This is a genomic window from Mesorhizobium sp. WSM4311 (assembly GCF_002295115.1).
Lineage (GTDB): Bacteria > Pseudomonadota > Alphaproteobacteria > Rhizobiales > Rhizobiaceae > Mesorhizobium.
Genome location: NZ_NSFV01000007.1, coordinates 271,605 through 284,514, shown reverse-complemented (window position 1 = coordinate 284,514; position 12,910 = coordinate 271,605). Strand labels below are relative to the sequence as shown.

The 12,910-nt window shown below is 63.7% G+C and carries 15 protein-coding genes; 11 read left to right on the top strand and 4 right to left on the bottom strand.

Features of this window, described 5'->3' with window-relative positions; genetic code table 11:
- Positions 1–65: 65 nt before the first annotated feature.
- Positions 66–698 carry an FMN-dependent NADH-azoreductase gene (locus tag CK226_RS20555; protein WP_095792886.1) on the top strand — a complete coding sequence of 211 codons (633 nt, stop codon included), beginning with the start codon at positions 66–68 and terminating at the stop codon, positions 696–698.
- 55 nt (positions 699–753) lie between these two features.
- On the opposite strand, the gene CK226_RS20550 is transcribed toward CK226_RS20555, so the two are convergent.
- Together CK226_RS20550 and CK226_RS20545 are read right to left on the bottom strand one after the other, a co-directional pair.
- Positions 754–1,044 carry an AzlD family protein gene (locus CK226_RS20550; RefSeq protein ID WP_210202246.1) on the bottom strand — a complete coding sequence of 97 codons (291 nt, stop codon included), beginning with the start codon at positions 1,042–1,044 and terminating at the stop codon, positions 754–756.
- A 5-nt stretch (positions 1,045–1,049) separates the two neighbouring features.
- The gene (locus CK226_RS20545) at positions 1,050–1,700 is read right to left on the bottom strand and encodes an AzlC family ABC transporter permease (RefSeq protein WP_095792884.1); all 651 of its coding nucleotides are present in this window, start codon (positions 1,698–1,700) and stop codon (positions 1,050–1,052) included.
- A 171-nt stretch (positions 1,701–1,871) separates the two neighbouring features.
- Here CK226_RS20545 and CK226_RS20540 point away from each other — a divergent pair, with 171 nt between their 5' ends.
- The 3 genes from CK226_RS20540 (at position 1,872) to CK226_RS20530 (ending at position 3,892) form a co-directional block, all read left to right on the top strand.
- Positions 1,872–2,330 (top strand): Lrp/AsnC family transcriptional regulator, encoded by a 459-nt coding sequence (locus CK226_RS20540; RefSeq protein WP_095773733.1) that lies wholly within the window; start codon positions 1,872–1,874, stop codon positions 2,328–2,330.
- A 144-nt stretch (positions 2,331–2,474) separates the two neighbouring features.
- Complete coding sequence (locus CK226_RS20535) at positions 2,475–3,677, top strand: MFS transporter (RefSeq protein ID WP_095792883.1); 1,203 nt, start codon at positions 2,475–2,477, stop codon at positions 3,675–3,677.
- A gap of 17 nt (positions 3,678–3,694) precedes the next feature.
- Positions 3,695–3,892, top strand: a complete 198-nt coding sequence (locus CK226_RS20530) for a hypothetical protein (protein ID WP_095792882.1) — start codon at positions 3,695–3,697, stop codon at positions 3,890–3,892.
- Positions 3,893–3,939: 47 nt separating this feature from the next.
- Here the strand turns inward: CK226_RS20530 and CK226_RS20525 are convergent, their stop codons facing one another.
- On the bottom strand, positions 3,940–5,409 hold the full coding sequence (locus CK226_RS20525; protein ID WP_095792881.1) for a PLP-dependent aminotransferase family protein: 1,470 nt from the start codon (positions 5,407–5,409) through the stop codon (positions 3,940–3,942).
- A gap of 97 nt (positions 5,410–5,506) precedes the next feature.
- Here CK226_RS20525 and CK226_RS20520 point away from each other — a divergent pair, with 97 nt between their 5' ends.
- The 6 genes from CK226_RS20520 to CK226_RS20495 all read left to right on the top strand — a co-directional run bounded on the left by CK226_RS20520 (position 5,507) and on the right by CK226_RS20495 (position 10,880).
- The gene (locus CK226_RS20520) at positions 5,507–6,625 is read left to right on the top strand and encodes a Gfo/Idh/MocA family oxidoreductase (protein ID WP_095792880.1); all 1,119 of its coding nucleotides are present in this window, start codon (positions 5,507–5,509) and stop codon (positions 6,623–6,625) included.
- Positions 6,622–7,521 carry a myo-inosose-2 dehydratase gene (gene iolE, locus CK226_RS20515; protein WP_095773660.1) on the top strand — a complete coding sequence of 300 codons (900 nt, stop codon included), beginning with the start codon at positions 6,622–6,624 and terminating at the stop codon, positions 7,519–7,521. The genes CK226_RS20520 and iolE overlap by 4 nt, the downstream gene beginning before the upstream one ends.
- Before the next feature lie 114 nt (positions 7,522–7,635).
- Entirely contained in the window at positions 7,636–8,592 is a 957-nt protein-coding gene (locus CK226_RS20510) for a sugar ABC transporter substrate-binding protein (protein WP_095773659.1), read from the top strand.
- Positions 8,593–8,645: 53 nt separating this feature from the next.
- Positions 8,646–9,743, top strand: a complete 1,098-nt coding sequence (locus tag CK226_RS20505; protein WP_095789154.1) for an ABC transporter permease — start codon at positions 8,646–8,648, stop codon at positions 9,741–9,743.
- On the top strand, positions 9,743–10,537 hold the full coding sequence (locus tag CK226_RS20500; RefSeq protein ID WP_095773657.1) for an ATP-binding cassette domain-containing protein: 795 nt from the start codon (positions 9,743–9,745) through the stop codon (positions 10,535–10,537). Before CK226_RS20505 ends, CK226_RS20500 begins: the two co-directional genes overlap by 1 nt.
- Before the next feature lie 112 nt (positions 10,538–10,649).
- Positions 10,650–10,880 (top strand): hypothetical protein, encoded by a 231-nt coding sequence (locus CK226_RS20495; protein ID WP_095773656.1) that lies wholly within the window; start codon positions 10,650–10,652, stop codon positions 10,878–10,880.
- 82 nt (positions 10,881–10,962) lie between these two features.
- On the opposite strand, the gene CK226_RS20490 is transcribed toward CK226_RS20495, so the two are convergent.
- Complete coding sequence (locus CK226_RS20490) at positions 10,963–11,853, bottom strand: NmrA/HSCARG family protein (RefSeq protein ID WP_095792879.1); 891 nt, start codon at positions 11,851–11,853, stop codon at positions 10,963–10,965.
- Between the two features lie 103 nt (positions 11,854–11,956).
- Between CK226_RS20490 and CK226_RS20485 the strand changes: the two genes are divergently transcribed.
- Positions 11,957–12,847, top strand: coding sequence for a LysR family transcriptional regulator (locus CK226_RS20485; protein WP_095792878.1), 891 nt, complete (start codon positions 11,957–11,959; stop codon positions 12,845–12,847).
- Positions 12,848–12,910: the final 63 nt, after the last annotated feature.

Genomic DNA, 12,910 nt, shown 5'->3' with positions numbered 1-12,910 from the left:
AGTTTATCTGATGGATAGATATCCCATATCTAGCGGGACAATTCATTCCACTGGAGAGACCCGCCATGTCCATTCTTCTCGTTACCTCAAGCCCGCGCGGCGCTGCCTCGCACTCGACCCGCATCGCCATCGAATTCGCCGAAAAGCTCCTCGCCGCCGATCCGTCGAACACGCTTGTCGTGCGCGACCTCGTGGCCAATCCGCTGCCGCATATCGATGCCGACTATTCGACCGGCATCTACACGCCGGCTGAAGCGCGCACCCCGCGCCAGGCTGAAGTCGTCGGTGTCTCCGACGTCGTGCTCGACGAGCTGTTCGCCGCCGACACGGTGATCCTCGCCACCGGCTTCATCAACTTCAACATCTCCTCGACGCTGAAGTCCTGGGTCGACCACATCGCCCGCTCCGGCCGCAGCTTTGCCTATGGCGAGAACGGCCCCAAGGGGCTCGTCACCGGTAAGAAGGTCTATATCGTGCTGGCTTCGGGCGGCATCTATTCCGAGGGTGCGGCCGTGCAGTTCGATCACGCCATTCCCTATCTGCGCGGCGTGCTCGGCTTCCTCGGCATGACCGACGTCGACGTCATCCGCATCGAAGGCGTCGGCATGGGCCCCGACGCGGTCACCGCGGCGCTCGCCAAGGCGACCGCCAAGGTCGACGCCGTGGTCGCCAGCCAGCAGGCCGCCGCTGCCGCGTAGGGCGCCTCGATCATCGGAACTCGAAAGGCAGGCGTTCGCGCCTGCCTTTTTCATTTTAGCCCATGAAATGCCTCAGCAGCCCCGCCGCAGCGACGCCGATCAGCACGGTCGGGAGCATGGAAAGCCGCGTCGCCGCGATGAAGGTGATGGCCAGCGCCAGAAGGTCGGCGGGATTGCGCGACACGAAGGCCGGCGCGATGACCGAGATCAGCACGCAACCGGGCGCCGCCTCCATCGTCGCGGTCGCCCGCGCGCTGAGCACGCGGTTGCGCAGCATCACATAGCCGCCGATCCGCGTGAGATAGGTGACGCCGGCCATCAGCACGATGGTGACAAGGGTTGCCATGTCGATCACGCGTCACCTGCCATCAGCCAGCCAGCAAGCGGCCCCGACACCGCGCCCGCCGCGACATACCAGGCGCCGGGAATGAAGAGATGGACAAGGGCCGCGACGACCAGGCTGACCAGCCAGGGCCGTGCCGCCGCCACGCTTTTCCACATGCCGCGCATCAGCACCAGGAAAACAGCCGGAAACGCCATGTCGAAACCATAGGTCTCGACATGACCGAGCATCGGGCCGAGCAAGGCGCCGAGCGTGGTGAAGGAAGCCCAGGTCAGGTACATCACCAGTGCCGCGCCCATATAGTAGCGCGGGCTGAAGACCGGCGTGATATCAGCCGCGGCACGCTGTTTGGCGTCGGCCAGGCCCAGCGCCCAGCTTTCGTCGCACAGGAAGAAAAGTGCTGGAAACGCCTTGCGCCGCGGCAGATCGCGCAGGAATGGCGCAAGGGCTGTCGCCGCGAATTCCGAGCCGCCGGCGAAGTTCAGCCCCGTCATCATGGACAGTTCGAGCGTGCTCAACCCTTTCTGGGCCGCCTGGGCGCCAAGCACCAGCGCATAGGGGATGGTGCCCAACAGCACCGGCGCGCAGGACGCCACGCCCCGGCGGAACTCGGATCGCGAGCCGTAGCCCGCCGCTTCGACTGCCTGTGAAATGCTCATGCTCTGCCGTCGGCCGGCCTCGCGGCCAGCGCTTCCCTCGGTTTTGAACTCTCATGATACCGGCGGCAAACATACCCACACTTCTCGGCAATTTGGTTGCGAAGATTGTTGCATTCTCTCCATTTTTGGCACTGATTGTCACAAATATCCGATAAAATGGAATCCAGAGCCATGACGCTCGACGACATCGACAAGCGCATCCTGCGGGCACTGCAACGCAACGGCCGCATGGCCAACAACGATTTGGCCAACGAGGTCGGCCTGTCGCCCTCGCCTTGCCTGCGGCGCGTCAAGCTTCTGGAGGAGGCCGGCGTCATCGACCGCTATGTCGCCGTGCTCAACCCGGCCAGCATCGGCAAGGGCCTCACCTTCTTCACCCGCATCTGGCTGAAGACGCAGGACGAGGACACGGTCCAGCATTTCGCCAGCGAAGTGGCCAAGCTGCCCCAGGTCATGGAATGCTACCTGATGCTCGGCGACTGCGATGCCCTGGTGCGCGTGGTGGCGGCCGACGTCAACGACTATCGCCGCTTCCAGTCGGAGCATCTGAGCCGCATCAAGGGCGTCCAGAACGTCAAGACCGACGTGCCGAGCTGGACGATCAAGTACACGTCGGAACTGCCGATCTGACTGGTGCCACAGAGCGGCCAGGATGCCTGGAGCAGCGTTTCAGACTGGATAAAAAATGCAACCGGATTGTAGGATCGGTTTCGGTGCCATCGTCCTTCGGACGCAAGCAGCGCTGGGCGCTGCCCTCTGGCATGGGAGATTTGCATGAACCTTTCCTATCGTTGGGTCATCGTCGCCGCTGGTGCGCTGATGTCCTGTGTCGCCATCGGGACGATGTTTTCGCTGGCGATTTTCCTCGAACCGATGGCGATCGACACGCAGTGGTCGCGCGCCGGCATTTCGAGCGCCATGACGCTCAACTTCCTGGTCATGGGCCTTGGCGGCTTCGCCTGGGGCGCGCTGTCCGACCGCTTCGGCGCCCGCATCGTCGTGGCGATCGGTGCCGTGCTGCTCGGCCTGGCACTTGTGGTGGCGAGCCGCGCCGGCTCGCTGCTGACCTTCCAGATCAGCTATGGTGTCCTCGTCGGGCTTGCCGCCAGCGCCTTCTTCGCGCCGATGATCGCGCTGACCACGGCCTGGTTCGACACCAACCGCGGCCTTGCGGTTTCACTGGTCTCGGCCGGCATGGGCGTCGCCCCGATGACGATCTCGCCTTTCGCCCGCTGGCTGATCTCGGCCTATGAATGGCGCACCGCCATGTTCGACATCGGCATCATGGCCTGGGTGCTGCTGCTGCCGGCGGTGCTTCTGGTGCGCCAGCCGCCAAAGCCCGCTGTGGCGGATGTCGGTTCCGCGCCTGTCGCCGAAGGGGCTGGCATGAGCGTGGGCCAAGCGCTGCGCTCGCCGCAATTCATCGTGCTCGGGCTGACCGTTTTCGCCTGTTGTGCCGCCCATTCCGGGCCGATCTTCCATATGGTCAGCTACGCCATGCTGTGCGGCGTCGCCCCCATGGCAGCGGTGACGATCTACAGCGTCGAGGGCCTCGCCGGCTTGGGCGGCCGGCTTCTCTACGGCGTGCTGGCCGACCGGCTCGGCGTCAAGCCGGTGCTGATCGCGGGTCTGGTGATCCAGGCGATCGTCATTGCCGGCTATCTCTCGGTCAGCCAGCTCGACCAGTTCTATGTGCTGGCCGTCATCTTCGGCGCCACCTATGGCGGCGTCATGCCGCTCTACGCGGTGCTGGCGCGCGAATATTTCGGCCAGCGCATCCTCGGTACCGTGTTCGGCGCCGCCACCATGCTGTCCAGCCTCGGCATGGCGCTCGGTCCGCTCGCGGGCGGCATGGTGTTCGATGCCTATGCCAGCTACCACTGGCTGTTCATCGGCTCGGCCCTTATCGGCCTGGGCGCCGCCGGCATAGCGATCGCCTTCCCGCCGCTGCCGCGCAGGCAGTTGCAGATGGCCTGAAGCGGAGACGGGCGCTGGTGATAACCCATCGGCGCCCGCCTTCGTCGAAGCCCGGGTTCCTTGCCGTGTGGGAAGCGCGCGGCGTGCAGCGCCGCGCCGAGCGTAACAAAACCCGGGCCGTGGCGGCGTTCAAGAAAGCAGCCACACACTTCGCCGCGCTTGGCAGGCCGATCGACGAGGTGCGCTGTCGGGCACGGATGGCCGATCTGGGCTAGCACCACCCACCAGCACGAGCCAGGCTTAAACGAATAATCCCAGTTGCTTACCCGGGATCATTCATTCGCGAAAAATGGCTTTGCATCACGGTGCGAAACTTCTGCATCGTCCTTTCGGTCGTCTGCGCATCGGCGGCCGCGAAGCCCATGACAAGGCCGTTCTGCTGCGTGCCGTAGCGGTACTGGATCGACAGGGCCGACACGTTGATGCCTTGCTGGAGCGCCGCCTCGGCAACTGTCCTGTCGCTGCATCTGTCGCGGAAAATGCCGACGACCTGGATGCCGGATTCGGTCGCATGGAAATCCAGCCATTCCCCGAGGTGCCGTTGAGCGCTTTCCAGGAAGAACTGCCGTCTCTCCGCGTAGAGCCGCCGCATGCGCCTGAGATGGCGGGTGAAATGCCCCTCGTTCATGAAGTCCGCCAGCGCGGCCTGGGTCAGCAAGGGGGCGAACTGGCCGCTCACGCTCAGCGCCGACACGATCGTATGGTCGATCGCCTTGGGCGCCACCATGAAGCCCAGCCGCATGGCCGGGAAAAGGATCTTGGCGAAAGTGCCGACATAGACCACACGGTTCGACGCGCCGATGCCCTGCAGTGCCGGAATAGGCTGGCCCTGGAACCGGTATTCGCCGTCATAGTCGTCCTCGATGATCCACGAACGCCAGGTCTCGGCCATGTGCAGCAGGTTGAGCCGCTGTTCCATCGGCATGGTTATGCCGAGCGGGTGATGGCAGGAGGGCGTCACGAAGATCATGCGGGGCACGACATCGGGCGGATCGAGATCCCAGCCCGCGTTGCTGACGCGCAGCGGTGCCAGTTTCGCGCCGGCCGAGACGAAGGCCGAGCCGGCGCCGTAATAGCCCGGCTCCTCCATCCACACCGTGTCGCCGTCATCGATCAGCAGCCGGGCCAGGAGATCGAACGCCGACTGCGCGCCATTGGTCACGACGATCTGCTCGGCGGTGCACTTCACCCCGCGCGAGGCGGTGAGATAGCGCGCTATGGCCTCGCAGAGCGGCGGATAGCCCTTGACGTGATAGGTGCCGAAAAGATCGATATGGGCGAACTTCGCGCGGCGGCTGAGCAGTTTCGACCAGGTGTTGAACGGAAAATTGTCCGGGTCCGGCATGCCGGGATGGAAGGCAAGCATACCCGGCCGGCCATGATGATAGGGTTGGGCAAGCATGGTCTGGCCGCGCCGCGATAGCGGATTGGCGTCCTCGACCGACATTTGTTCGGCAACTGCCGAACGCGTCGGCAGATCCATCACCACCGAGGGTCGGCGCGGACGTATCGCCAGATAACCCTCCAGCGCCAGCTGGTCGCAAGCGGCAATCACCGTGTTGCGTCCGACATTCAGATCCCGCGCCATGACCCGTGTCGAGGGCAGTGCGTGCCCGCTCGGCAGCACGCGCCGTTCGATCAGGCCGCGCAACTGGACATAGAGCTGCCGGTGCAGATTGGCGGGACTGTCGCGATCCAGGGCAATGCCGTCGACGGGAAAGCTGGTCTTCATCTGGTTCCCAAAAATCAATGGAATCTGGTTCTAACAATGGAACCAAAGGAGGCCTACCCTCAAGAAAAAAGCGTTCGGGTTCAGATGGGGCTGGCCGATGCAGTGCATAAGGGTGGGAGTGATCGGGGCGGGCGGCGTCGCCCAGGTCGAGCACATTCCGAACCTGCTCAAGCTGCACCGGCAGTTCAAGATCCTTGGCGTCTACGATCCGTCGCGAAAAGTCCGCGCTTTCGTCGCAGAGGAATTCGGCCTCGAAACATTTTCCGATCTCGACGCGCTGCTCGCCATGCCGCTTGACGCCGTGGTCATCGCTTCGCCGGATGCGCTGCACCGCGAACAGAGCCTCGCCGCCTTTGCCAGGGGCCTGCATGTCTTCTGCGAAAAGCCGCTTTGCTATGGCGCGCAGGACATCGACGAACTGATCGCCGCCAGGGATCGCGCCGGAAAGGTGCTCCAGGTCGGCTATATGAAGCGTTTCGACCCGAGCTACGAGGCGGCGCTGAACTTGCTGCCCGGTACGGCGCGGACGCTTCGCTACATTTCGGTCGAGGTCAACGATCCCGACGCCTGGCCCTTCATCCGGCACGCCTCCACTTGCCGGGGCGACGACGTCGCGGCGGAACTGATTGCCTCGACCGAAGCCAGGCAGCGCGAGCAGGTCGACCGCGCGGTGCCCGGGATCGACGATCCCGAGGCCTTTCGGGGCTTTGTCGGCGCCTATTCTTCGTCGATCGTCCATGATGTGAACGCCGTCCATGGCTTGCTCGATGCGCTCGGCGTCGCCGACGGTGAAATCGTCGGCGCCTCGTTCTTCGCCAAAGGCGAAGGCGGCCAGGGCGCCGTGCGGCTGCTCGACGGCCAGGCCCTGTGGACCATGGTCCATGTCGCCACGCCGGGGCTGCCCGACTACCGCGAGCGCATCACGCTCCATTTCGATGATGCCTCGCTCGAGCTGGAATTTCCCTCGCCCTATCTCAACCACCAGCCGACGCGGCTGACCATCCGCGGCGCCGACGGCCACACGCTTTCCAGCCGCGACATCCGCAGCGGCTATGAAGAGGCTTTCGTCGAGGAGCTGACGGGCTTCTGGTCGGCGATCGTCGAAGGCTCAACCGTGCGCAACACTGCCGAGCAGGCGCGCCGCGACATGACGCTGCTGGCTGGGCTGACCCGCCACCACCTTGCCCAATCGAAGCAATCAGGAGCTCGCCCGTGACGGTTCGCATCGGCATCAATCCGATCACCTGGACCAATGACGACGTGCCGGAACTCGGCGGCGATACGCCGCTTGAAGTCTGCCTCAGCGAAACCAGGCAGGCCGGCTACGCCGGCACCGAACTCGGCGGCAAGTTTCCGCGCCGGTCGGCCGAGCTCAGGCCGATCATGGACCGCTATGGCCTCGCGGTGATTTCCGGGTGGTATGATGGCCGCTGCGACGAGAAGGATATTGGCGCCGAGATGGATGCGATCACGCCGCATCTCCAGCTCTTGAAGGATATGGGCTCGACCCATGTCGTCTATGCCGACACCTCGCGCGGGCGCCACAACGCCATCTGGGGACCGATCTCTCAACGCCCGGCCCTGAGCCCGGAAGAATGGCCGGCCTATGGCCGCAAGCTCACGGCACTCGCCGAAAGAATGGCGGAGTTCGGCGTGCGCATGGCCTTTCATCACCATATGGGGACCATCGTCGAGACCGATGCCGAGGTTGGCCTGCTGATGCGGCATACCGGCGAAGCGGTCGGCCTGCTTTACGACACCGGCCATTCGATATTTTCGGGCGGCGACCCGCTCGCCTTGATCAAGGCGCAGGTCAAACGCGTCGTGCATGTGCACTGCAAGGACGCCCGCAAGACTGTGCTCGAGCGTGCCCGCGCCGAGGACATGAGTTTCATGGGCGCGGTCATGGACGGGATCTTCACCGTGCCCGGCGACGGCTTCATCGACTATCCCGCCATTCTGCGCGTGCTGGCCGACAATGGTTACAGCGGCTGGCTGGTCGTCGAGGCCGAGCAGGACCCCAACAAGGCCAATCCGCTGACCTATGCGACGATGGGATTCAAGAACCTGTCGCGCATGGCGAAAGAGGTTGGATTTACCGTCATGGAGTGATCGAGGCCACTATTCGGCCTCCAGGAAACCAGTGCTGAGGAATGAAACTGGAATGAAGGGGCAACTGGACTGCCGACCGTAATTGCGGCGGCGGAAAACAAACAGGAGGTTGTTATGTTTTCGCTTGCGAAATTAATAAAGCCCGCGCTCGGCTTGCTGGCCGGCTTCACGATGATGGCGGCGGCCACGACCCTTGCGGCCGCCGACGAAACGCGGGTGGTGTTCGTCACCCACGGCCAGAGCGGCGACCCCTACTGGTCGGTCGTCAAGAACGGCATGGACGATGCCGCCAAGACGCTCGGCGTCAAGGCCGAATATCTGGCGCCCGAAACCTTCGACATGGCCAAGATGGGGCAGATGATCGACGCCATCGCGGCCTCGAAGCCCGACGGCATGGTTGTTTCGATCCCCGATGCGGCCGCCCTTACAACTCCGGTCAAGAACGCCGTCGCCGCCGGCATCCCGGTGATCGTCATCGATTCCGGCGGCTCGAAACTCACCCATGACCTTGGCGGCCTGCTGTTCATGGGGCAGGATGAATTCCAGGCGGGCGTCATGGCCGGCGAGCGCATCAAGGCGCTCGGCCTCACCAAGGCGGTCTGCGCCAACCACGAGGTCGGCAATTCGAGCCTCGACGACCGCTGCGCCGGCTTCGCCAAGGGTCTGGGCGTCGACGTGCCGGTGATGAACGGCGTCATCGACCCGACCGAAATGAAGAACCGCGTGATCGCCTACATGACCGCTCATGCCGATACACAGTTCATCCTCGCCGTCGGCGCCAGCGGCGCCGAACCGACGCTGGCCGCGCTTGATGAATTGGGCCTCTCGGGCAAGGTGAAGACCGGCACGTTCGACCTCTCGCCCACGATCCTGCAGGCCGTCGTCGGCGGCAAGATGGAATGGGGCATCGACGCCCAGCAATACGCCATGGGCTACATCCCGGTCGCGATGTTCGATCTCTGGAAGAAGTACAAGATCATGCCGATCGCCGACTATCCGACCGGCCCAGGCTTCGTCACCAAGGATACTGCCGCCTCGGTCATCGAGCTGTCGAAACAAGGCAAGCGCTAACACAGGCGGCCGGGGCCACGCCCCGGCCGCTACACTCTTGAGGGCAAGCAGCCATGGTTTCAGAGATTCGCGACGAGCGGGTCCGGTCCGTCTCACGCCTCAGCCGCCTGCTAAGCAGGCCGGAGCTTGGCGCGGCCGCCGGCACCGTGCTGGTCTTCGTGTTCTTCGCCATCACGGCGGGAAGCACGGGGCTTTTCAGCGCCAAGGGCATCGTCAACTTCCTCGAAGTCTCGGCCCAGCTTGGCATTCTCGCGGCACCCGTGGCCCTGCTGATGATTGCCGGCGAGTTCGATCTGTCGGTCGGCTCGATGATCGGCTTTGCCGGCATCCTCATCGCCATCCCTGCCGTGTTCTGGGGCTGGCCGATCTGGCTTTCGCTGCTGTTCACCTTCGCCGTCTGCGGCGGCATCGGCGCGCTGAACGGGCTCGCCGTCGTCAGGACCGGCCTGCCTTCCTTCATCGTGACGCTCGGCAGCCTGTTCATGCTGCGCGGCCTGACGCTCGGCCTCACGCGCGGCATTTCAGGGCGGACCCAGGTGTCGGGCGTGCACGAGCTGGCGCAGAACGATCCCCTCAACAGCCTGTTCTCCGGCCAGGTGTTCACCGGCCTGATCGCCTGGCTTTCCGATCTCGGCCTGATCGGCAAGCGGGCTGACGGAATGCCGTCGATATCGGGCATTCCGGTGTCGATCGTGTGGTGGATCGCGCTGACCTTGGCCTGCACCTGGCTCTTGACGCGCAGCCGCTTCGGCAACTGGATTTTTGCAGCCGGCGGCGAAGCCAATGCCGCGCGCAATCTCGGCGTGCCGGTGGCGCGCACCAAGATCACGCTGTTCGTCATGACGGCGCTCGCGGCCGCCCTGTTCGCGGCGGTCCAGGTGCTGGTCACCGGCTCCGCCGACACACTGCGCGGCACGCAGAAGGAATTCGAGGCCATCATCGCCGTCGTCATCGGCGGCACGCTGCTGACCGGCGGCTATGGATCGGCCATCGGCGCCATGTTCGGCGCACTGATCTTCGGCGTGGTGCAGATGGGCATCTTCTACACCGGCATCGACACCGACTGGTTCAAGCTGTTCATGGGCGCCATGATGGTCATCGCGGTGCTGTTCAACAGCTATGTGCGCAACCGCGCCATGAGGAGCCGGTGATGGCCGAGCCCTATGTCGAACTGAAGTCGGTCAGCAAGTATTTCGGCTCGGTCGTGGCGCTGAAGGACGTGTCCTTCGATGTCTGCCCCGGCGAGGTGCATTGCCTGCTCGGCGACAATGGCGCCGGCAAGTCGACGCTGATCAAGACCCTGTCCGGCGTCTACTCGCCGGACGAGGGCGAAATCCGCGTCCAGGGCAAGCCCACAAGGTTCGCCTCGCCCGCCGATACGCGCGACAGCGGCATCGCGACCGTCTACCAGGATCTGGCGCTGGTGCCGCTGATGAGCGTGGCGCGCAACTTCTTCCTCGGGCGCGAGCCGATGCGCAAGTTCGGGCCGATCAGCCAGTTCGACGCCGAATTCGCCAACCGCACCGCCTATGACGAAATGTCGGCGATGGGCATCCAGCTGCGCGATCCCGAACAGCCGGTCGGCACGCTGTCGGGCGGCGAACGGCAATGCCTGGCCATAGCGCGTGCCGTCTATTTCGGCGCCAAGGTGCTGATCCTCGACGAGCCAACCTCGGCCCTGGGTGTCCACCAGGCATCCGTGGTGCTGAAGCTCATCGTGCAGTCCAAGGCTCGCGGCATCGGCGTCATCTTCATTTCCCACAACGTCCACCACGCCTATGTCGTCGGCGACCGCTTCACGCTGTTGAAGCGCGGCAGAAGCACCGGCACCTACGCCAAGGGCGAAATCACCCGCGACCAGCTGCTCAACCTGATGGCCGGCGGCAAGGAACTGGTGGACCTGGAACAGGAACTGACGAAGTCGGCCAGGAGCGGCCAGGCTTAGGCGCCGCGCTGATCGGATGCCTGTGGCTGACCAGTCTGGCCGGTACGCATCGGTATCGCGCAGCCGCGAATCTGTGCTAAGCCGCCGCCCAATCAACAAGAGGACGACAGCTGTGAGCGAACCGACCGTGGCCGAGGCGACCGAGAATATTTATGCATCGCTTCGGGCGGACAATGCCGACATCGACGCACATATCGCGACGCTCAAGGCCGCGCTGGCACGCGAGGGGATGAAACAGGCGGTGTTCGATCCGACCAAGCTGGCGCAAAACAACCGCTCGGGCCGCAAGCTGATGCAGGCCTATTTTCGCCAGCGCGGCGTCAGTGTAAGTTTTTCGGATTAAGAGCCCCGAACGGAGTATTCGCCTCTTCGCGGGCGGTTTGAGGGATTGATCCAGGCATTGTAGAGCCGGCCAGTTTTACTCCTCAGCTCGCCGCCGACTCTATCGCCCGCGAACCAGCGATCGCTGAGGCGAAGTCGCGATATGGGCGCAGTGGGCGGCCCAGAAGCGCAGTCAGGCGCTCGACGTCGCCGGCCTCGGGCCGCATCCCGTCGGTGAAGAAGCGCTCGCCCATCAAGCGCATGTCGTAGGCCATCCAGGCGGGCAAGAACTGCTTGAGATTTTGCTCAAAGCCCTCTGTATTGTCGCCGCCGTAGTGGATCGGGCGGGCAAGCACGTCTGACCAGATTGCGGCGATATCCGTCCCAGTCAGTGTCTGCGGACCGACGAGGTTGATCCGGTCGAGCGCAAGCGGCTCTGCGGACTGTTCGCGGCGCAGCAGCTCAAGGGCGGCGATCTCGGCGATATCACGCACGTCGATCATGGCAAGACCCTTGGCGCCGATCGGCATTGGGTAGGTGCCGTAGCCGGTGATAACGTCTTCGATCATCAGATCGTTCTGGATGAAGTAGGCCGGGCGCAAGATCGTAGCCTTGAAGTTCATCTGCTCGATCATTCGCTCGACGCCGAACTTGCCCGCGAAATGCGGCACGTTCACATAGACGTCAGCGTGGATCACCGAAAGATAGACGAGCCGCTCGATGCCGGCCGATCGGGCGACGTTCAGTGCGATCAAAGCTTGGGTGAATTCGTCCGGCACCACGGCGTTCAAGAGGAAAAGAGTGGAAACGCCAGACATGGCTTTGCGCAGCGAATCGACATCGAGAAAGTCGCCTTGCACGACGGATACGCCTGCCGGGAAGCTGGCTTTCGACGGATCGCGGACGAGAGCACGGACATCGGCGCCGCGCTTGACGAGGTGTTCGACGACTTGGCGGCCAATATTGCCTGTGGCGCCGGTAACGAGAATGGTCATGAAATTTCTCCTGTTGGGTTGCTTGACACCTCCAATATGTGTGGCTCACTGAGAGCCCAATAGACGGAAACTCTAGACGCACCGTCTCACTGGTGGAACACCAATGGATCTTCTTTCGCTCGCCGATTTCAATCTCGTCGCCCGCCATGGTGGCTTCGGCAAAGCGGCAAGGGCCACCGGCCGGCCCAAGGCAACGCTGTCCCGGCGCGTTGGAGAGTTGGAAAGCAGTCTTGATCTGCGCCTGTTTGAACGGGGTGCGCGCAACCTGAAGCTCACTGAAGAAGGACGGGCGCTCTTCGAGCGGACGGGGGCGTTGCTTGCCGAACTGGACGAGACGGCTTCGGCGATTGCCTCGGGCGCTCAGAGACCCAAGGGGAGATTGCGGATCAGCGCACCTTTACATTTTTCGCAGACGGCAATGGGGAGGATCGCCGCGGGATTTGCCCTCAAGTATCCGGAGGTGAAGCTCGAGGTGACGACCGAGGACCGGCCTGTCGACATGATCGAGGAAGGCTACGACCTGGTAATCCGGGTCAATCCAGATCCCGACGAAAGCCTGGTCGGACGGGCGTTTCTCCGCGATCGTCTGGTTGTTGTGGCGAACCCCGACCTTCCTCGCACGACCGGTGAGCGTGCCGCTCCTGGCGTTGCCCGCGGCGCAGGCGAACTGCAAACATGGCACGTGAAGACACCCGGTGGCCGGTCAACGATTACAATCGAGCCGGTCCTCGTTCTGTCAACGCTCATCATGGTCCGGGATGCCGTGCGAGCCGGCGTCGGTGCAGGACGTCTTCCCATTTCGTTGGTGAGCCACGACTTGGCTGACGGGACACTGGTGAATTGGGGGGATATTGACGGTCCCGAAATCTCGATTTGGACGCTGTACCCATCGCGGCGGCTGCTCAGCGCGCGAGTGTCGGCGTTCTTGGACTTTCTAAAACAGGCTTTCCCAAATGGGACGCCGGACGAACTGGCCGCCTACATCGGCAAGTGATGGCCGAAGCCGCTTTCGGGCGCCGACAGTCCTATGCAAAAAACAACGGAAGCTGGAAGCGTC